This is a genomic window from Thalassospira lucentensis (genome assembly GCF_050516545.1).
Classification (GTDB): Bacteria; Pseudomonadota; Alphaproteobacteria; order Rhodospirillales; family Thalassospiraceae; genus Thalassospira; species Thalassospira lucentensis_C.
Genome location: NZ_CP191544.1, coordinates 1,732,633 through 1,752,005 on the forward strand (window position 1 = coordinate 1,732,633; position 19,373 = coordinate 1,752,005).

General features: G+C 51.4%; 16 protein-coding genes, 4 tRNA genes and 1 pseudogene. 3 read left to right on the plus strand and 18 right to left on the minus strand.

Annotated features, from left to right (window positions below):
• Position 1: 1 nt before the first annotated feature.
• The 6 genes from nuoE to ACQ0MK_RS08095 form a co-directional block, all read right to left on the minus strand.
• Positions 2 to 664 (minus strand): NADH-quinone oxidoreductase subunit NuoE, encoded by a 663-nt coding sequence (gene nuoE, locus ACQ0MK_RS08070; protein ID WP_430475572.1) that lies wholly within the window; start codon positions 662 to 664, stop codon positions 2 to 4.
• The gene (locus ACQ0MK_RS08075; RefSeq protein WP_350045991.1) at positions 661 to 1,839 is read right to left on the minus strand and encodes an NADH-quinone oxidoreductase subunit D; all 1,179 of its coding nucleotides are present in this window, start codon (positions 1,837 to 1,839) and stop codon (positions 661 to 663) included. The genes nuoE and ACQ0MK_RS08075 overlap by 4 nt, the downstream gene beginning before the upstream one ends.
• Complete coding sequence (locus ACQ0MK_RS08080) at positions 1,839 to 2,468, minus strand: NADH-quinone oxidoreductase subunit C (protein WP_350042341.1); 630 nt, start codon at positions 2,466 to 2,468, stop codon at positions 1,839 to 1,841. Before ACQ0MK_RS08080 ends, ACQ0MK_RS08075 begins: the two co-directional genes overlap by 1 nt.
• Positions 2,469 to 2,487: 19 nt before the next feature.
• The gene (locus ACQ0MK_RS08085) at positions 2,488 to 3,030 is read right to left on the minus strand and encodes a NuoB/complex I 20 kDa subunit family protein (RefSeq protein ID WP_350042340.1); all 543 of its coding nucleotides are present in this window, start codon (positions 3,028 to 3,030) and stop codon (positions 2,488 to 2,490) included.
• On the minus strand, positions 3,021 to 3,386 hold the full coding sequence (locus ACQ0MK_RS08090; protein WP_350042339.1) for an NADH-quinone oxidoreductase subunit A: 366 nt from the start codon (positions 3,384 to 3,386) through the stop codon (positions 3,021 to 3,023). The genes ACQ0MK_RS08085 and ACQ0MK_RS08090 overlap by 10 nt, the downstream gene beginning before the upstream one ends.
• 284 nt (positions 3,387 to 3,670) lie before the next feature.
• Positions 3,671 to 3,747: transfer RNA gene (locus tag ACQ0MK_RS08095), tRNA-Asp, on the minus strand.
• A gap of 313 nt (positions 3,748 to 4,060) precedes the next feature.
• Between ACQ0MK_RS08095 and fliG the strand changes: the two are divergent.
• Positions 4,061 to 5,080: pseudogene (gene fliG / locus ACQ0MK_RS08100) on the plus strand (flagellar motor switch protein FliG).
• Between the two features lie 209 nt (positions 5,081 to 5,289).
• On the opposite strand, the gene ACQ0MK_RS08105 reads toward fliG, so the two are convergent.
• The 10 genes from ACQ0MK_RS08105 to ACQ0MK_RS08150 all read right to left on the minus strand — a co-directional run bounded on the left by ACQ0MK_RS08105 (position 5,290) and on the right by ACQ0MK_RS08150 (position 15,783).
• On the minus strand, positions 5,290 to 5,970 hold the full coding sequence (locus ACQ0MK_RS08105) for a hypothetical protein (protein WP_430475573.1): 681 nt from the start codon (positions 5,968 to 5,970) through the stop codon (positions 5,290 to 5,292).
• A gap of 384 nt (positions 5,971 to 6,354) precedes the next feature.
• A tRNA-Val gene (locus ACQ0MK_RS08110) sits at positions 6,355 to 6,431 on the minus strand.
• A 274-nt stretch (positions 6,432 to 6,705) separates the two neighbouring features.
• Positions 6,706 to 6,782 (minus strand) — tRNA-Val (locus ACQ0MK_RS08115).
• 110 nt (positions 6,783 to 6,892) lie between these two features.
• Complete coding sequence (locus ACQ0MK_RS08120) at positions 6,893 to 7,165, minus strand: HU family DNA-binding protein (protein ID WP_008891813.1); 273 nt, start codon at positions 7,163 to 7,165, stop codon at positions 6,893 to 6,895.
• Positions 7,166 to 7,428: 263 nt separating this feature from the next.
• On the minus strand, positions 7,429 to 9,840 hold the full coding sequence (lon, locus tag ACQ0MK_RS08125; protein ID WP_430475574.1) for an endopeptidase La: 2,412 nt from the start codon (positions 9,838 to 9,840) through the stop codon (positions 7,429 to 7,431).
• A 129-nt stretch (positions 9,841 to 9,969) separates the two neighbouring features.
• Complete coding sequence (clpX, locus tag ACQ0MK_RS08130) at positions 9,970 to 11,235, minus strand: ATP-dependent Clp protease ATP-binding subunit ClpX (protein ID WP_430475575.1); 1,266 nt, start codon at positions 11,233 to 11,235, stop codon at positions 9,970 to 9,972.
• Positions 11,236 to 11,535: 300 nt separating this feature from the next.
• Entirely contained in the window at positions 11,536 to 12,165 is a 630-nt protein-coding gene (clpP, locus tag ACQ0MK_RS08135; RefSeq protein WP_350042334.1) for an ATP-dependent Clp endopeptidase proteolytic subunit ClpP, read from the minus strand.
• Positions 12,166 to 12,230: 65 nt separating this feature from the next.
• Complete coding sequence (gene tig / locus ACQ0MK_RS08140) at positions 12,231 to 13,673, minus strand: trigger factor (protein WP_430475576.1); 1,443 nt, start codon at positions 13,671 to 13,673, stop codon at positions 12,231 to 12,233.
• 113 nt (positions 13,674 to 13,786) lie between these two features.
• Positions 13,787 to 13,871: transfer RNA gene (locus ACQ0MK_RS08145), tRNA-Leu, on the minus strand.
• Between the two features lie 448 nt (positions 13,872 to 14,319).
• Positions 14,320 to 15,783 (minus strand): NAD(P)H-hydrate dehydratase, encoded by a 1,464-nt coding sequence (locus ACQ0MK_RS08150; protein WP_430475577.1) that lies wholly within the window; start codon positions 15,781 to 15,783, stop codon positions 14,320 to 14,322.
• A gap of 196 nt (positions 15,784 to 15,979) precedes the next feature.
• On the opposite strand from ACQ0MK_RS08150, the gene ACQ0MK_RS08155 reads away from it, so the two are divergent.
• Positions 15,980 to 17,245, plus strand: coding sequence for a D-amino acid dehydrogenase (locus ACQ0MK_RS08155; RefSeq protein ID WP_430475578.1), 1,266 nt, complete (start codon positions 15,980 to 15,982; stop codon positions 17,243 to 17,245).
• A gap of 22 nt (positions 17,246 to 17,267) precedes the next feature.
• A complete protein-coding gene (locus ACQ0MK_RS08160; protein ID WP_430475579.1) occupies positions 17,268 to 18,377 on the plus strand; it encodes an ATP-binding protein in 1,110 nt (369 codons plus the stop codon).
• A gap of 94 nt (positions 18,378 to 18,471) precedes the next feature.
• Here ACQ0MK_RS08160 and ACQ0MK_RS08165 read toward each other — a convergent pair whose 3' ends face one another.
• Positions 18,472 to 18,948: a c-type cytochrome gene (locus tag ACQ0MK_RS08165; protein WP_430475580.1), complete on the minus strand. Its 477-nt coding sequence runs from the start codon at positions 18,946 to 18,948 to the stop codon at positions 18,472 to 18,474.
• Between the two features lie 41 nt (positions 18,949 to 18,989).
• The gene (cueR, locus tag ACQ0MK_RS08170; RefSeq protein ID WP_350045999.1) at positions 18,990 to 19,373 is read right to left on the minus strand and encodes a Cu(I)-responsive transcriptional regulator; all 384 of its coding nucleotides are present in this window, start codon (positions 19,371 to 19,373) and stop codon (positions 18,990 to 18,992) included.

Genomic DNA, 19,373 nt, shown 5'->3' on the forward strand with positions numbered 1-19,373 from the left:
ATCAGGCGTCCCCTTTGCTTGCATCGGCATCCTGCGGGGCTGCACCGCAGCCACAGAACGCTTTCAGAACCTTCGGACCATCAATCGGCTCACACCCTTTGCGGCCGCTTTGCGGGCCAACATTGGGTTTCTCACCTTTTTTCAAGGTATCGAGGATTGCCTTGGTCGTATCGGCGGTCAGGTCTTCGTAGAAATCGTCGTTGATCTGCATCATCGGCGCGTTCACACACGCACCAAGGCATTCAACTTCAATCATGGTGAACTGACCATCTTCGGTGGTCTCGCCGATGCCGATGCCGAGTTCCTTTTTGCAGGTCTCGACAACATCAGCAGAACCGCGAAGCCAACACGGCGTCGTGGTGCAAACCTGGATGAAGTTCTTACCAACCGGGGCAAGATTATACATCGTATAGAAGGTTGCGACCTCATAGACACGAATGGCGGGCATTTCGAGCATGTCGGCAATGTAATCCATTGCGACAGTCGGAACCCAGTTACCTTCGGTCTGACGCTGGGCCAGATCAAGCAACGGCATGACCGCGCTCTGCTGGCGGCCTTCCGGATACTTGGTGATGATCTTCTTTGCTTTTTCCATATATTCCGGAGTGAAAGCAAAGCTGACAGGTTGAAGCTCTTTCGGAGCTGGTCTTCTTACATGGCTCATCGGTCAATCTCACCGAAAACGATATCTAGCGACCCGATATTGGCAACGACGTCGGCCAACATGTGACCTTTGGACATAAAGTCGATGGCCTGAAGGTGCGGGAACCCGGGTGCGCGGATTTTGCAGCGATACGGACGGTTCGAGCCATCCGAAACAAGATACACACCAAACTCGCCCTTTGGAGCCTCGACCGCGGCATAGCATTCGCCAGCCGGAACGTGGAATCCTTCGGTAAAGAGTTTGAAGTGATGGATAAGTGCTTCCATCGAACGCTTCATTTCGGCGCGCGACGGTGGAGCCACCTTGTTATTTTCAACAATAACAGGACCATCAGGCATGTTTTTGATGGCCTGCTTGATGATTTTCAGTGACTGCCACATCTCTTCAAAGCGAACAAGGAAGCGATCATAGCAATCGCCGTTCTTGCCGACAGGAATGTCGAAGTCGAATTCTTCATACGAATCATAGGGCTGCGATTTACGCAGATCCCATGCCAGACCCGATGCACGAATGTTCGGACCGGTAAAGCCCCAATCAAGGGCCTCTTCCGCCGTCACAGTTCCGATATCGACCGTACGCTGTTTAAAGATACGGTTGCCGACCAGAACGCGATCAAAGTCATTCATGAAGATGTCGTATTGATCTGCCCACGCGTCAATGTCTTCAAGAAGACCTGCCGGAAGATCAGCAGCAACACCGCCCGGACGGAAATAGTTGGCGTGAAGACGGGCACCACAGGCGCGCTCATAGAATTCCATGAGCTTTTCACGTTCTTCGAAGCCCCACAGAAGCGGGGTCATCGCGCCAACGTCCAGTGCGAACGCGGTCAAGTTCAAGATGTGGTTCAGGATACGACCGATTTCCGCATACAGAACACGGATATACTGCGCACGCTTGGGCACTTCGATACCCATCAGCTTTTCGATGGCCAGGCAATAAGCATGCTCCTGGTTCATCGGCGCAACATAATCAAGACGGTCGAAATACGGCGTTGCCTGAATATAGGTCTTATATTCGATCAGCTTTTCCGTACCACGATGCAAAAGACCAATATGCGGGTCGGAACGTTCGACAACTTCGCCGTCCATTTCCAGAACCAAACGCAAAACCCCGTGCGCCGCAGGGTGCTGCGGGCCGAAGTTCATGGTCATATTTTTAATTTTTTGTTCGGACATCAGGCTTTGCCCTCCGCCTTTTCATCACCCGGAAGAACATGCTGGATGCCTTCCCATGGGCTTTCGAAATCGAAATTGCGGAAATCCTGAACCAGTTTCACCGGCTCGTAGACAACGCGCTTTTGCTCATCGTCATAACGAACTTCGACATAACCGGTCAGCGGGAAATCCTTACGCAGCGGATGACCTTCAAAACCATAGTCGGTCAGGATACGGCGGGGATCTGGATGATCAGCAAAGAAGATACCGTACATATCCCATGCTTCGCGCTCGAACCAGTTGGCGGCGCTGAAAAGCGGAACACAGCTTTGTACCGGTGTTTCTTCGTCGGTGCGGACCTTCACACGAATGCGCAGGTTATGTTTGAGCGACAACAGGTGATACACGACATCAAAACGTTCTACACGTTCCGGATAATCGGCACCACAAACATCGATAAGCTGCTTGAATAAGCAGCCGGTATCGTCCCGAAGGAACGTCAGAACTTTTAGAATATCATCGCGCTTGGCGACGATGGTCAGCTCACCGTAACGAATCTCGCTTTCGAGAATTTCGTTCGCAAGCTGGGACACCACAAGATCTTTAAGATCATTCAATGCGGCGCTGTTATCGCTGAGCAGTTCGCTCATGCAAGCCCCCTATTACGGATCAGCGTGTCAGAACACCAGTTCGGCGGATTTTCTTTTGCAACTGCATCACGCCGTAAATCAGCGCTTCGGCTGTCGGCGGGCACCCCGGAACATAAACGTCAACCGGGACGACACGGTCACAACCGCGAACCACCGAATAGGAATAATGATAGTAACCGCCGCCATTGGCGCACGAGCCCATCGAAATAACCCAGCGCGGTTCTGCCATCTGGTCATAGACCTTACGCAGTGCCGGGGCCATTTTGTTGGTCAGTGTACCAGCAACGATCATAACGTCTGACTGACGCGGGCTTGGGCGGAAGACCAGACCATAACGGTCAAGGTCATAACGCGACGCAGCCGAATGCATCATCTCAACAGCACAGCAGGCCAGACCAAAGGTCATTGGCCACATCGAACCAGAGCTTGCCCAGCTGGCGAGTTTATCGAGATTGGCAAGGACAAAGCCCTTGTCGTTCATCTCGTCAAACACGCCTTTAAGCAGGGTATCCTGATCCGTACCGGGTGCCAGGGGTGCGCCTGTATTGGTGCTCACTCCCATTCCAAAGCTCCCTTCTTCCATTCATAGATAAATCCGACCGTCAGAACAGCCAGGAAGATCACCATCGATACAAAGCCGAACGTTCCGATATCGCCAAGGGTAACAGCCCAAGGGAACAGGAAGGCGACTTCGAGATCGAAAATAATGAACAAGATTGCAACCAGATAGAACCGAACATCGAATTTGATGCGCGCGTCCTCGAACGGCGCAAAACCGCACTCATATGCGGATAGCTTTTCAACATCCGGTGCCTGCTTGGCAAGAACCAGTGACGCGATGACGATTACCGCCGACAAGACGACGGCGATCCCGATGAACACCAGGATCGGAAGATATTCCGAAAGAAGCTCTTGCATCTCTCTGACCTCTCAAGAACAGGCCTTCTGACCCGACCAGGTCCCCACCTGGCCCATTACGGCGCACCATAACGTATGCACCGCACAAGTTCCAGCCCTCAAGCAGGTTTAAGATGCTCTAAGACCGGAAACTTTCTAATCTTTTTACCGTTTACTATCGTCGGATATCGGGCTGAACGTCGAGATGATCAAGACCAAATCGTGCGAAGCTGCAAAAGCAACACATGAAAAGGCGATCGCGGAAAAGACGAAACGCCCGACATAAGACAACATTTGATGGGTCATGGCGCGAGCGACGAGACTTGAACTCGCGGCCTCCGGCGTGACAGGCCGGCGCTCTAACCAACTGAGCTACGCCCGCAAAATGACCATCAATCGGCGGGCCTTTGTTAGACCACCCCCTAAACCAAGTCAAGCAGCTAGCAGTGTTTTCAACCCTTTCGACAATTGCACGGACGATCATCACCTTCTGAAATGCAATTTCGGTCAGAATTTGTACTGAATTAACCCTTTCTGTACATTTTCGACCGCCTATACGTGTAGGGCTTTGCAAAGGCGCGTCGGCTTTTATAGAATTGTTGACAAATTCCTCCTATCTTACGGTGCGATAGAGGGAAGTTTGCGCATTCAGGTGCCAATGCGAGACAGAGTCATTACGACGGAGAAGACCACCCGTGGGGCGCGTTAAAGAAGAATACAGATCACTGGCCGGACCTGAGAAGGCAGCGATTCTCATGCTTGCTCTTGGGGAAGAGCACGCGACCAAAATGTTCAGCATGATGGATGACGAGGAAATCAAAGAGATTTCCCAGTGCATGGCTGGCCTTGGCACGATCAGTTCCAACATCGTCGAACGATTGTTTGTCGAATTTGCCGATCAGCTTTCTTCGACCGGTTCCCTTGTTGGTTCGTTTGACACCACCGAACGCCTTCTGTCCAAAGTCCTTACCGAAGACCGTGTTAACGGCATCATGGAAGAAATCCGCGGCCCTGCGGGTCGTACCATGTAGGACAAACTGAACAACGTGAACGAAGCCGTTCTGGCGAACTATCTGAAAAACGAATATCCGCAGACCGTTGGTGTTGTTCTTTCCAAACTGAAACCCGGCCATTCTGCGTCGGTTCTTTCACTCCTGCCGGAAAACTTCTCGATGGAAGTTATCATGCGTATGTTGCGCATGGAGGCGGTGCAGAAAGAAGTTCTTGATAACATCGAAAAGACATTGCGGACCGAGTTCATGTCGAACCTTGCGCGGGGCTCGCGCGGCGACAATCACGAACTTATGGCGGATATCTTCAATAGCCTGGACCGCCAAAGTCAGGACCGGTTCCTTACGGCACTTGAAGAACGTAACCGTGACTCGGCTGAGAAAATCAAAGCCCTTATGTTCACCTTCGAAGACCTTGCACGCCTTGACAATAACGGTGTTCAGACCCTTCTGCGTCAGGTCGAAAAAGACAAACTTGCCCTCGCCCTCAAAGGGTCCACCGATCAGATGCGCGACCTGTTCTTCAAGAACATGTCCGAGCGTGCCGGCAAGATGATGAAGGAAGATATGGACGCCCTTGGCCCAGTCCGCTTGTCAGACGTCGAAGAATCGCAAATGATGATTGTTCAACTGGCCAAAGAACTGGCAGCACAGGGCCAGATCGTTATTTCCGAAGGCAGCGGCGAAGACGAAATGGTCTTCTAAGCAAAGCAATCGGTACAAACATCATGCATGTGCACCGCAGCACATATGGATCAAGGGACCGCTTTATTGCCGTCCCTTTTTTCGTGCCGTCACGCAAAAGAAATTATCTGCGCGGGCCCCAATGCCCCCTGCCCTATAGGCAGCACAAAGCCCATCACGCCGAGTCTTCTGTTAACTTTACACTGGGCATATGAGGTGTCCGGTAGAACCTAGCCGATAATAACGTTTGGCACGGGGTCACTAATCGATTTGATTTCCCAGCGCAGACGGTTCTGCCCACCGATTTCCTTGAACTCGGCAGCATTGTGACTGCGAATGCCCGCTGTGGTGCGCAACTCGATTTTTCCGATCATTTGATAGCCAAGGGCATCCAGACGATCCTGATACTGGTCAGGAACGAAACCACCCCTGATTTCGACGGTGTTTCGATCTTTATGGAAGAACATTTCCAGTATGCGCGAATTACGGCGCACAAAGACGAAGCTTTTTTCGCGCATGATGTTGCCGCGTTTTTCGTAAACCACATTGAAAACGCCCCGGCTGGTGTAGCTTATCTGTTTTATACCCGAATCTCGCTTGAGATCGGCCAAGACAATTGCGACCCTTTCCTTTTCTGCAGTCGCATCCAGGCTGCCATCAAGCAAACCTTGGGTAATATTGGGCTGAACAAGCAGTCCGCGATAGCTTAGCCGATAATCGCCATTCCGCTCCATCGACAGGTCAATGGTAAAGGATTCTGGCAGATAGCAACTGGTCAGGAGTATTGGCAACATTAACGCGATCAGCAGCCGTTTTATCCGGCCTACGGCCCCTTCCCCGACATACTTGCGCCCGATACCTGCCAATCGCACGATATCGTTCGAAGAAAGTTCTGATCTCAGAATAGTCATGTCAGGGTTCCGATTCTCGTGACCGTTCATGCAACAGTGCCCGTCAGACACCCAAGCGTCAACTTTTACAGGTAGTTACCCATTATGGATCAAAACCGTGCTGAGGAATCGCGTTAAGTCACTTGGTTGAACCTGAAGATTGACCATCCCGCAGCGCGGGTAAGGAAACGCCAGAATGCCTATTTAAGCCCGTTAAAAGCTGCTCAGAGACAACAAAGCGAATTTGTCAGGACACAAGGGAGAGCTGTAACAACGGCTCTACAGCGCCCGATGGTGCGGCGCACAAGCACAGATCACTTCAGGCGCATTCCGGATCGATATTGATGTAATTGGCGATGGAAAATCAGGCAAAGAAAAAGGCAGCCTTTAGGGCTGCCTTAATCGTGGTGGGTGATGAGAGATTCGAACTCCCGACCCTCTCGGTGTAAACGAGATGCTCTAACCAGCTGAGCTAATCACCCTTTATTTCCGCACGCTGTATTGCGGAAGCGGGCGGAACTTACCATGCTTTTTACAAAAAGCAATCCCCACTTTGCATAAAAATGTAACTTCTATTTCTGGGCTATTTATCATCGGCATCTGGTCAACCTAAACCCGCCAAATTCCAGGATGATTTGGCATTTTTAGGACGATTTACATCGCCAAAGAAAAACCAGATATTTCATCGGCAAAGCCGATTTGATTCGGAATGAAGTCAAAAATGAAAAAAGGCAGCCTTTAGGGCTGCCTTTATCATGGTGGGTGATGAGAGATTCGAACTCCCGACCCTCTCGGTGTAAACGAGATGCTCTAACCAGCTGAGCTAATCACCCGTAATTTCGTGCTTCATTCTGCGGAAGCGGGCGGAAGATAACACGCTTTCTACAAAAAGCAATGCCGGTGACGCTTGTCACCGGCATTTTTTCGAAGAACGATGTCAAACTTAGTTGACGGCGTCCTTGAGGCCTTTACCAGCCTTGAACTTTGGCTGTTTCGATGCCGGGATGTCGATTTCTTCACCGGTGCGCGGGTTGCGACCTTTTGAAGCAGCGCGAGCAGCGACAGCGAAGGTACCGAAACCAACCAGACGAACTTCGTCGCCGGATTTCAAAGAATCGGTGATGGAATCGAAAACAGCGTCAACCGCTTTAGCAGCGTCAGCTTTGGACAGATCAGCTTTAGCAGCTACACTTCCAACGAGATCGTTTTTATTCACTTCCTGGCCCCCTTGTTTGGACGTTCGGAGTTATGAGGAAATTTGGTTTGCCCCAAACCTGTTGCATGGGCAGTGTAAGCGGGTATCAAACAACTCGTCAATGCGACACTCGCAGTTTTCTGCGGTTTTTGACGTTTTTTTCCATTTTTTACGCTTTACACCAACTCCGACATGCTCCTTTGCCGATTCTTGGGCAAAGTTATCCACAGAAAAAGGGGAGCGACATGGTCGCTCCCCTTGATTTCTGCCGGTTGTGACGGGTTTTAGTGAGTCGTCACACCGCCGATATCCGATTCTTCGCCGTCGCTGGATTTGACGCTGACATCATCATCGCCCTCTTCCCATTCGATCGGCACAAGCGGATTGACCAAAGCATGGCTGAGAACTTCGTCAACATGCGACACAGGAATGATCACCATGCCCCGTTTGACGTTATCGGGAATCTCTTCGAGATCCTTTTCGTTCTCCTGCGGGATCAATACGGTTTTCACCCCGCCGCGCAATGCAGCCAACAGCTTTTCTTTCAAACCACCAATCGCAAGCACACGGCCACGCAGCGTAACTTCGCCGGTCATTGCCACATCCTTGCGAACCGGATTTCCGGTCAGAACAGAGACAACCGACGTCACCATGCCAACACCTGCCGACGGACCGTCTTTTGGTGTTGCGCCTTCCGGGACGTGAACGTGGATGTCACGTTTCTGGAACAAGGTCGGCTTGATCCCAAAATCAACCGCACGCGAACGCACAAACGATGTCGCCGCCTGAATTGATTCGGTCATGACTTCACCGAGTTTACCTGTGGTTTTCATGTTGCCTTTGCCCGGAACCGTCACAGATTCAATCTGCAACAGATCACCGCCAAATTCGGTATAGGCAAGGCCGGTCACAACACCAACCTGATCTTCACCCTCGGTCTCGCCATAGCGGAACTTACGGATACCGGCATATTTACCAAGTGTCCGCGGGGTAACCCGAACCGACTTGATGCTTTCCAGCATGATCCGTTTTGTCGCTTTACGGGCAAGACGGGCAAGTTCACGTTCCAGGCTACGCACGCCTGCTTCGCGGGTGTAATAGCGGATAAGATCACGCAGCGCATCGTCAGAGATGCTCCATTCATCTTTCCGCAGGCCGTTATCTTTGACCTGTTTCGGAATCAGGTGGCGCTTGGCGATTTCGACCTTTTCATCTTCGGTGTAACCCGAAAGACGAATGACCTCCATACGATCCAATAGCGGCTGCTGCATACGAAGCGAGTTTGCCGTCGTCACGAACATGACGTCTGAAAGGTCGTAATCGACTTCCAGATAATGATCGTTAAAGGTCGAATTCTGTTCCGGATCAAGCACCTCAAGCAGGGCCGATGCCGGATCACCGCGGAAATCCGAACCCATTTTTTCGATCTCGTCGAGAAGGAACAGCGGGTTGGAATATTTCGCTTTTTTCATGCCTTGGACAATTTTGCCCGGCATGGAACCGATATAGGTCCGACGGTGACCGCGAATTTCAGACTCATCACGTACACCACCAAGTGACATACGCACAAAGCTACGCCCCGTTGCATTGGCCATCGATTTACCAAGCGACGTTTTACCGACACCGGGAGGACCAACAAGACAAAGGATCGGGCCTTTGACTTTTTTGGTCCGCGCCTGAACAGCTAAATATTCAAGGATGCGTTCTTTGACCTTTTCCAGACCGAAATGTTCTTTATCAAGAATTTTCTTGGCCTTTTTCAGGTCGTGCGAAACCCGCGAACGCTTGTTCCACGGAATAGACACCATCCAGTCAAGATAGTTGCGCACCACGGTGGCTTCCGCCGACATCGGGCTCATATTGCGCAGTTTTTTGAGTTCGGCCTGTGCCTTTTCCTTTGCCTCTTTCGGCATTTTGGCTTTGTTCAGCTTCTCTTCAAGTTCAGAAGCTTCATCCTTGCCGTCTTCACCCTCGCCCAGTTCTTTCTGAATGGCTTTAAGTTGCTCATTCAAATAGTACTCGCGCTGGGTTTTCTCCATCTGGCGTTTAACGCGGTTGCGGATTTTCTTTTCAACCTGCAACACGCCAATTTCAGATTCCATGAATCCGAAAATACGTTCCAGACGGTCACCGACAAGTACCGTTTCCAGCAATTGCTGTTTTTCGGAGATTTTAAGTGACAGGTGCGATGCAACCGTGTCGGCAAGCTTGGCCGGTTCTTCAATCTGATTAACCGATACCAGAACTTCTGGCGGAATCTTTTTGTTCAGCTTGATGTACTGTTCGAACTGTGTGACCACAGAACGGGCCAGTGCTTCGAGTTCGCTGTCATCTTCTTCAGCGTCTTCGCGCACAGCACCATAGGCCTGGAAGAAATTCGGATTATCAACATAGCCGGTAATTTCGGCACGTTTTCCGCCTTCAACCAATACCTTAACAGTTCCGTCCGGCAACTTAAGAAGCTGCAAAACAGTTGCGACAGTACCAACTTCATAAAGATCTTCGACAGCCGGATCATCAAGACCGGCGTCTTTCTGGGTAACAAGCAATATCTGCTTGTCTTCGCGCATCACATCTTCGAGTGCACGCACCGATTTCTCACGTCCGACAAACAGCGGAACAATCATGTGCGGGAACACGACAATGTCACGCAACGGCAGCACCGGGTATATTTCGCCACGCGCCAATTCGACCATTATGTTCTATTCCCTAATCTGAGCCAAAACGTTGCTGGGGTCCTGCCATAGGCCCCGCCAGTAACGCGAACATTTGATAGATAATCTGAAATTCCCGCACCGCAATAGTTGCCGGTGCGGGAATTACTATCAGGCAGTATTCTCAACGCCTTCATGACGTTCAGCATGGATCAGCAAGGGTTTCGCCTTTCCTGCAACAACATCACTATTGATGACGATTTCTTCGACACTTTCCATGGTCGGCAAATCGAACATGGTATCAAGCAAAATGCCCTCCATGATCGAGCGCAGCCCACGTGCACCGGTCTTGCGTTCAATTGCCTTGTCCGCAATACCCTGCAGCGCCTCAGTCTGGAAACTAAGCTTCACATCGTCCATATCGAACAGACGCTGATACTGCTTGATCAGTGCATTTTTCGGCTCGGTCAGGATTTTGACCAAAGCGTCACTGTCAAGATCTTCAAGCGTTGCCAGAACCGGCAGACGACCAATGAATTCCGGAATAAGACCGAATTTCAGAAGATCTTCAGGTTCGACTTCACGCAGAACTTCACCTGTCCGGCGTTCTTCGGAGCTACGAACATCGGCACCAAAGCCGATTGCGCTGCCCTTGCCACGCTGAGAAATCACCTTGTCCAGGCCCGCAAAAGCGCCGCCTACGATGAACAAGATGTTGGTGGTGTCGACCTGCAGGAATTCCTGTTGCGGATGTTTACGACCACCTTGCGGCGGTACGGAAGCAACAGTACCTTCCATGATCTTGAGCAATGCCTGCTGCACGCCCTCGCCCGAGACATCGCGCGTAATCGACGGATTGTCCGATTTACGCGAAATCTTGTCGACTTCGTCAATATAGACGATGCCGCGCTGGGCACGTTCGACATTGTAGTCGGCCGCCTGCAGCAACTTCAGAATGATGTTCTCGACGTCCTCACCGACATAACCGGCTTCGGTCAGTGTCGTGGCATCTGCCATGGTGAACGGAACATCAAGAATACGTGCCAGTGTCTGGGCCAGAAGCGTTTTACCGCAACCGGTCGGACCAACCAGCATGATGTTTGACTTCGCCAGCTCGATATCTTCGTTCTTGCTGGCGTGATTCAGGCGTTTGTAATGGTTGTGAACCGCGACAGAGAGAACTTTCTTCGCATGGCCCTGACCGATGACATAGTCATCAAGGACCTTGCAAATCTCTTGCGGAGAAGGCACCCCGTCAGCCGATTTGACGAGATGGGTTTTGTGCTCTTCGCGGATGATGTCCATGCAAAGCTCTACGCATTCATCACAGATGAATACGGTTGGACCGGCGATGAGCTTGCGAACCTCGTGCTGGCTCTTTCCACAGAAAGAACAGTACAGAGTGTTCTTGGAGTCCCCGCTATTCGATTTGCTCATACAAACCCCAATTACGTTTGACGTTATCTTTTATCGCCATGTTAGCCGGTAAACGATACCGATCTCAACGTTTAATCTGCGCTTTTCGGCCATTTGGCTATATGTTTGATATGGGACTGCAACTACGGTTGCGAAACCCCTTGCTATAATCATCCAAACGTATGAATGCGTCGCAAGTTCCAAACAGAACCAAAAAACCCAGTCACCCTCTTGTCTATGACTTAAAACTGCCATGAGGCAAGTCATAAAAAAACGCCCCGGCGTTTTACCGGGGCGTTTTCACCGATCGTGATCACACAATCAGTCTTTCTTTGCATCGCTGTCCGTTTTCGGACGCGACGTCACCACCTCGTCGATCAAACCGAATTCTTTGGCCTGATCAGGGGTGAGGAAGTTATCACGCTCCATCGCATCTTCGATCGTCTTGAGATCACGGCCGGTATGTTCGACATAGATCTCGTTAAGACGTTGGCGCAGTGCCAGAATTTCGCGGGCATGGATTTCGATATCCGATGCCTGCCCCTGGAAGCCGCCTGACGGCTGATGGATCATCACGCGTGCATTCGGCAGGCAGTAACGCTTACCTTTTGCACCGGCCATCAGAAGAAGCGAGCCCATAGATGCCGCCTGCCCCATGCACACCGTCGACACATCACAACGGATGTATTGCATGGTGTCATAGATGGCGAGACCCGAGGTCACAACACCGCCCGGAGAATTGATATAAAGCGAAATGTCCTTATCCGGATTTTCCGATTCGAGATGCAGAAGTTGCGCACAGATCAGCGACGACATGCCGTCATGGACCTGACCATTGATGAAAACGATACGTTCTTTAAGCAAACGCGAAAAGATGTCATAGGCACGCTCACCACGGCTGGTCTGTTCAACCACCATCGGCACGAGCGAGTTCATCTGTTCTCTAATCATCAACTGCAATCTCCCTGCATTATCCTAAACCGTGTCCGGCTGTGGATTACTTCTCTTCGGATTTGTCAGCTGCTTTTTTCTTCGCAGCCGGCTTCTTGGCAGCAGCTTTCTTGGCCGGAGCCTTTTTTTTCTGCGTCCTTTTTCGCCGGTGCTTTCTTGGCAGCCGATTTCTTCTTCGGAGCTTCGTCTTCCTCTTCAGGCTTCAGAAGATCTTCGACCGAAACGGTCTTTTCTTCAACCTTGGCAAGTTCGACGATGTAGTCCACGACCTTGTCTTCATATACAGGGCCCTGAAGAGCCTGCAAGGCCTGCGGGTTATTTTTATAGAATTCAATAACCTGCTGTTCCTGACCCGGATACTTCTGAGCTTCGGCAACAAGGACCTTGTTCACGTCTTCCTGGGTAACCTGGATGTCGTTTGCACGGCCAACTTCTGCCAACAGAAGACCAAGAAGAACGCGGCGTTCTGCGATTTCGCGGAACTCTTCGGTCAGTTCTTCTTCGGACTTGCCTTTGGTTTCGTCATCTTCCTGTCCAGCTTCACGGGCCTGTTTGATCTGGCCAATGATGCCCTGCAGTTCGTTTTCGACCAAAGAGGTCGGCAATTCGAAGCTGTGGTTTTCAGCCAGTGCATCAAGCAGTTCGCGCTTCATTTTCTGACGGGAAACCGATTCGTACTCGCGGCCGAAATCCTTGCGGATTGCGTCTTTGAGCGCTTCGAAGCTTTCCTGACCAAGTTTCTTGGCCAGTTCATCATCCAGCTCAGCCGGTTTCTTTTCTTTGATTTCCTTGACGGTTACGTCGAACTCGGCATCTTTGCCTGCAAGTTCAGCCGCGCCATACTCTTCCGGGAATTTAACTTTGACGACGAGTTCGTCACCAACGTTGGTACCGGTCAGCTGGTCTTCAAAACCTTCGATGAACGAGCTTGAACCAAGTTCGAGTTCGTAATCTTCAGCTTTACCACCTTCAAAGGCTTCACCACCGATTTTGCCGAGGAAGTCGATGACAACAACGTCGCCGGTTTTCGACTTACGCTTGCGTGCCAAAGGTGCAGTCGTGCCCTGAGCAGCAGCAATGCGCTCGAGGGTTTCATTTACCTTTGTGTCGTCAAGCTCAACAACTTCACGGGTCAGCTTCAGCTTTTTGAAGTCCATTGCTTCGATTGTCGGGATGACTTCAACAGCGATGTCGAACTCAAGGTCCCCGCCTTCATCGAATTTGGTTACTTCGATTTTTGGCTGAACAGCCGGGCGCAGATCGTTGTCGGAAAGAACTTTACCGGTGTTTTCATTTACAGCGGCTTCAAGAACTTCACCCATGACGGACTGGCCGTAACGCTGACGCAGCAGTTTCGCCGGAACCTTGCCCGGACGGAAGCCCGGCAGGCGAACCTGATCTTTGATCTCGTCAAGTTTGGCGACGACTTTTTCTTCAATCTGAGCGGCGGGCACAACGACTTTGAACTCGCGCGCCAGGCCTTCGTTTTTGGTTTCAGTAACCTGCATAGATAACTCTTTTGCTTGGTTCGAATAATGTCCGTTACGCGACGCAGTCCGGACGTCAGAAAGTCAAAATGACTAAACGAATATGTAACCTGATCTAATTATCAGCCTGCAAGTGGTACGGGCGAAGGGACTCGAACCCCCACGTCTTGCGACACCAGGACCTAAACCTGGCGCGTCTACCAATTCCGCCACGCCCGCACACAAGCACACAAATCATTCCGGTTGGACCGAAATGAGTGCGCCTTAATACAAACTTCGATCACCTCATGCAAGCATCGCCTTTTCGTCAAACGCAATCTTCGTGAAATTAACTGCCTCAACGCAGAAAAACCGGGACTGTTCCGGGATTTTCAGGCGATCTAAAACCCAACGTAACAAGCGCTTTAAGGTGTTTGATGTCGCAATTTCGCCTTACCCGACATCGTTTTTTCGATTTTTTTGATCATCGACAGTTCAAAAACACGGTCCACCACCATACTGGATGACAGATTTCAGCCCTTTTCAATGCGTTTGGCGCGCTGATTTCGACATTCTGCACCACCACGCCAGTCAATCGATCCATCCAGCTTTGCAAATCCGGAATCGGAGAAGGCAGATAACTGTTAGATAGAACGGTACAAACCAGCACCGGTAACAGGCACCCCGCCTACCCCTTTTTACGCGATGCCAACCACAATTCGCGCAAGATCTCAGGCAGATGGTCGGGTATGTCTTCGGCGATCAGTCCCGGCCCGATATCGGTACCGCATCGGGCATGCAACCAGACACCCATGCAGGCTGCATCAAACATTTCCATGCCCTGTGCCATCAGCCCGCCAATAATTCCGGCCAATACATCACCCGATCCGGCAGTTGCCAGCCATGGTGCTTCCATCGCACTGATCGCGGCCCGGCCATCCGGGGCAGCAATGACCGTATCCGCCCCTTTAATCAGGACAGTCGCACCGCTACGCTTTGCCGCAGCAAGGGCACGACATAGTTTATCGCCTTCAATATCAGGAAACAGACGGGAAAACTCGCCCTCATGCGGGGTTAAAACTGTTGGGCCCTGAATGGCAAAACATAATGTCGACGGATCTTCGGAGAAACTTGTTAGCGCATCCGCATCCAGAACCGTCGCGCGGCAAAGATGTAAAAGCTGTATCACAAGGCTTTTGGTGCCGTCGCCAACGCCATATCCCGGTCCAATAACAAAGGCATTGTGCCTACAATCTTTAAGCAAGGCATCAAGCATGCCAATCGGGGCTGTCATGTTGCCCGGCGCATCCGCGGCATAAAACGGCAACGCCGCCGGGTCAGACACAATGGTCAACAGTCCGACACCAGACCTTCGTGCCGCACGTGCCACCAACCGGGTCGCACCGGTCATACTGCCCCCGCCAAAGGCCAGTAAATGTCCACGATGATATTTATGCCCATCAAGACCGGGCCAATGAATGCCTGCGCGCCACAAAACCGGATCATTGCGCCAGCAGGTCGGGCGGATTTCAGAAATTATCTTATCCGAAATTCCGATATCGCGTACGGAAAGCTCGCCGCACATCAAACGACCGGGCAAAAGATAATGCCCCGGCTTGGCCCGGCAAAAGGTCACTGTCAGATCCGCCTTGACCCCGCATCCCCGAACCATGCCGCTATTGCCATCAACACCGGACGGCACATCAACCGCGACCACCGCACACATGCTTGAATTGATCGTTTCGATCAGTTCTGCGAGATCCCCGGTAATATCGCGCGCCAACCCCGCGCCAAAGATACAATCAACAATGAGGTCCGCCCCAACAACAAGGGCCGGAGAAAGACGTTCGGTCGCACCGTCCCATCGCGCGGCATGAAGGGCGGCATCGCCTTTTAGCGCATCGATATCCCCCAAAAGACCCAACCGCACCGACCAACCTTCATCGCGCAGCAATTTGGCGATAACAAAGCCATCTCCGCCATTATTGCCCGGACCACATAAAACCGAAACAGATCGGGGCGACCAATGACGGACAATTTCTTCAAACACCGCACGTCCGGCATTTTGCATCAAAATGTTGCCAGAAACCCCGCCTTCAATCGTGAGGCGATCGGCGTCATACATCTGATCAGTTGTCAGGATTTCAAACATTTCACCCCGTCAGCTTTCCCGTCACAGGCAGTCTCACGCGACAGTTACCCAAGACCGAAAAAGAGCAACAGTCACAGGTAGCCATTTGTTTTCCACATCAGTATATTGCAACCGATTTCGCAAGTCAGGTTGATACCACACAGGCATATCACCCTGACCAGCAACAATAACGCACTTTCCGCAACAAGGCTTCCCAATGCATGTTGTCGTAATGGGTGCTGGCGTCATCGGGACGACAGCCGCCTGGTATCTTTTGCAAAATGGCCATCAGGTCACGGTCATTGACCGCCAGCATGCAAGTGCACAGGAAACAAGCTTTGCCAATGGTGGGCAGATTTCGGCATGCCATGCCACCCCTTGGGCAAATGCCAACACCCCGAAACAAATCATAAAGTGGCTGGGCCGCGAAGAAGCGCCGCTTCTGGTCAGGATGCGGTTTGACCCACAGCTTTTTGCATGGGGTTTGCGGTTCCTGCGTAACTGCACCGATGCCCGCGCCAAAATCAATCTGGAAAAGGCATTGCGTGTTGCGCTTTATAGCCGTGAATGCCTGCGGACCCTGCGGGATGATCTTGGTCTTGATTATGATCATAGCGAACGGGGTATTTTGCATATTTGCCGGGATGCGCGTGAAATGGCATCTGTTGCCACCGCAACCGAACAGATGCAACAGTTTGGCCTGAACCGCAAAACCGTTACCGCCGATGAATGCTATGAAATTGAACCCACCCTGCGCCAAAGCAATGCGCCGATTGTTGGCGGCAGTTATACCCCTGATGATGAAAGTGGCGATGCCCGCAAGTTCACTGAACTTTTGACCCAACACTGCATTGCCAAGGGGGCGGCGTTTAAATTTAACACAGCCATTAAAGCCTTGAAAAAGGACAACGGCAAAATCGTATCTGTTCAAACCGATCAGGGCGAAATTGCCGCAGATGCCTTTTTGGTGTGCCTTGGCAGTTACAGCCCGCTTTTGGTCAAACCACTTGGCATCGATTTGCCAATCTATCCGTGCAAGGGATATTCGATCAGCATCGATACCACAGGCTATAACGGGGCACCCAAAACCGCCCTGATCGATGACAGCGTTAAAATGGTGTATTCACGGCTTGGTCAACAGCTTCGCGTGGCGGGAACTGCCGAACTTGATGGTTATAACCTGCGCATGCCGCCAAAGCGAAAACAACTTATCGTCGATAAGGCATTAGAATTGTTCCCGAATTCCGGCGACAAATCGAAAATCGCGTTTTGGTCAGGCCTGCGGCCCGTTACGCCTGATTCAGCCCCTATTCTTGGGGGTACAAAATATGGTAATCTGTTCGTTAATACGGGGCATGGGACGCTGGGTTGGACGATGAGTTGCGGATCAGCAAAAGCAATGGCCGATTTGATCAGCAACCAAGAACCTGACATTCCACTTACAGGGCTAGGTATCGAACGTTTCAATCGAACGGTACTTTAAAACTATGGGACCAGGGGCTGAAATGACCAGCAATACACGGATTGGCACGACGAATGTGCCATTGGCCGATCAGGTTGTCCTGAACGCGCTTCCGTATGCGGCAGTGATTTGTGACCGCAATGGTTTTGTTCTGCAATGTAACGAAGCCATCGCACGCATGATTGGTGTTTCCCGCGACCGGATGATGGGCCGTAAGGCAGGTTTCCTCTCCAAGGGCCTGATGAATGACATTGAAGATGTCTTTGCCTCCGGCCGATCTTGGCGGGGTGATATCATCCTTGTCGGTGCATCCAAGGAAAACCACGTCTGCGACCTGTCCATCGCACCGCTTGAATATTTCCAGAATAATGAAACCCGCACCGCCGTCTTGATGACGCTTCTGGAAAACAATCGTCAGCAACAGGCCGAGCGGTCCCTGATCGAACAAAATCGCAATCAATCCGATGCCAATGCCTCAAAATCCGACTTCATTGCCAATATGGGCCATGAATTGCGCACCCCTTTAAATGCAATCATCGGAAATTCCGAATTGATTGCCAAAGGCGTTCTTGGCGACATTCCCGATGGATACCGCGATTGCGGACGTGATGTGTATGAAGCAGGCAAACATCTGCTTGAACTGGTCAACAACGTTCTTGATGTGTCCAAGCTTTCAGCAGGCTCCATGACACTTCAGCTTGACGACATTGATCTTGGCGCCGTGATCACGGAGGCAGAGAAGCTTGTGCGCGGTGATCTTATCCATCATGGCCACAGCTTGAATTTCGATCTGCCGCAGAAGGTCGTTACACTGCGCTGTGACAAGCTGAAACTTAAACAGATCCTGATCAACATCCTGAGCAATGCCGCCAAATTCACCCCTGACGGCGGGCAGATCAAGATCGGACTGTCGATGACGCTTGATGATATCACCATTGCGATCGAAGATAATGGTGTCGGCATGAGCCCGAATGACATTCCCCGCGCTCTTGCCAGGTTCTCGCAGCTTCATCCATCCGGGGTAAAGGAAAGTGCCGGGACGGGTCTTGGCCTTCCGCTGGCAAAGCTTCTGGTCGAACTGCATGGCGGGCGGCTTAGCATCGAAAGCGCGCTTGGCAAAGGCACAACGGTACGCATTACCCTGCCCCGCTAAGATCAAACCTCAGAACAGCACACCTGATACAACAAAGCCCGCATGGCACAACCAATGGTCCAATGCGGGCTTTCTTATTTGCCGTCATGTCTGGTTATTGCGTCGAAGACTGATTGATCTGATCGTGGCGCAACCTGATGTCATTTGGCCATCGGCTTTTGATGTAAGACAGACTTGCCAGAATTTCTTCATCGCTAAGTACATCGGCAAATCCCGGCATGGCTGATTGATAATCGTCACCCGCCATCGCGCCCGGACCAAATTTGGTCAAGGCAAACAATACGGCATCGGGGTGATGCCAAGTATGGCCGGTTTCGTCATGTGGGGGTGCCGGAAGCAATCCATCAGGCCTGCGTTCGCGCCAGTTTGCTTCGCCTTCGAACTTAACCCCGTGGCATAATGCACAGTTCGCGTCATAAACCTTCTTGCCCAGAGCGACGAGTTTCAAATCATCGGGCCGCAATTGCACAGATGGATCAACCGCCGCCGCAGGGGCAAAAAAGGTAATGATGCCATACATAATCGCACCACCGGCCAACGCACCAAACGCCATAACACCTTTGTTCTGCACTGTATTAATTCTCTCTCTAATCGTTTTGTCGGGCTTCCGCGTCAACGTGCCAGATCATTGATAATGGGACAGTTCGGACGATCATCGCCGTGACAGGCATGAACAAGGTCCGACAATGTCTTTTGCAGACTTTGCAGTTCCGCAATCTTGCGCTGGATTTCAGCCAGGTGAGTTTTGGCGATTTCCTTCACATCGGCGGATGCGCGGTTACGGTCTTCGTAAAGTGACAATAACCCCCGGCAGTCCTCGACCGAAAAACCAAGCCCGCGCGCACGCTGTAAAAACCGTAATTTGTGCAAATCGTCATCCCCATAATCCCGGTATCCGTTGCTTAAACGCCCGGGATTCACAAGACCGATTTCCTCGTAATACCGAATGGTTTTGGCCGGAAGGCCACATTCGGTGGCGGCATCAGAAATATTCAT

Coding starts and splice junctions, on each gene's coding strand:
- nuoE (WP_430475572.1), bottom strand. CDS start 664: ATGAGCCATGTAAGAAGACCAGCTCCGAAAGAGCTTCAACCTGTCAGC.
- ACQ0MK_RS08075 (WP_350045991.1), bottom strand. CDS start 1,839: ATGTCCGAACAAAAAATTAAAAATATGACCATGAACTTCGGCCCGCAG.
- ACQ0MK_RS08080 (WP_350042341.1), bottom strand. CDS start 2,468: ATGAGCGAACTGCTCAGCGATAACAGCGCCGCATTGAATGATCTTAAA.
- ACQ0MK_RS08085 (WP_350042340.1), bottom strand. CDS start 3,030: ATGGGAGTGAGCACCAATACAGGCGCACCCCTGGCACCCGGTACGGAT.
- ACQ0MK_RS08090 (WP_350042339.1), bottom strand. CDS start 3,386: ATGCAAGAGCTTCTTTCGGAATATCTTCCGATCCTGGTGTTCATCGGG.
- ACQ0MK_RS08105 (WP_430475573.1), bottom strand. CDS start 5,970: ATGACTATTCTGAGATCAGAACTTTCTTCGAACGATATCGTGCGATTG.
- lon (WP_430475574.1), bottom strand. CDS start 9,840: ATGGTCGAATTGGCGCGTGGCGAAATATACCCGGTGCTGCCGTTGCGT.
- clpX (WP_430475575.1), bottom strand. CDS start 11,235: ATGAGCAAATCGAATAGCGGGGACTCCAAGAACACTCTGTACTGTTCT.
- clpP (WP_350042334.1), bottom strand. CDS start 12,165: ATGATTAGAGAACAGATGAACTCGCTCGTGCCGATGGTGGTTGAACAG.
- tig (WP_430475576.1), bottom strand. CDS start 13,673: ATGCAGGTTACTGAAACCAAAAACGAAGGCCTGGCGCGCGAGTTCAAA.
- ACQ0MK_RS08150 (WP_430475577.1), bottom strand. CDS start 15,783: ATGTTTGAAATCCTGACAACTGATCAGATGTATGACGCCGATCGCCTC.
- ACQ0MK_RS08155 (WP_430475578.1), top strand. CDS start 15,980: ATGCATGTTGTCGTAATGGGTGCTGGCGTCATCGGGACGACAGCCGCC.
- ACQ0MK_RS08160 (WP_430475579.1), top strand. CDS start 17,268: ATGACCAGCAATACACGGATTGGCACGACGAATGTGCCATTGGCCGAT.
- cueR (WP_350045999.1), bottom strand. CDS start 19,373: ATGAATATTTCTGATGCCGCCACCGAATGTGGCCTTCCGGCCAAAACC.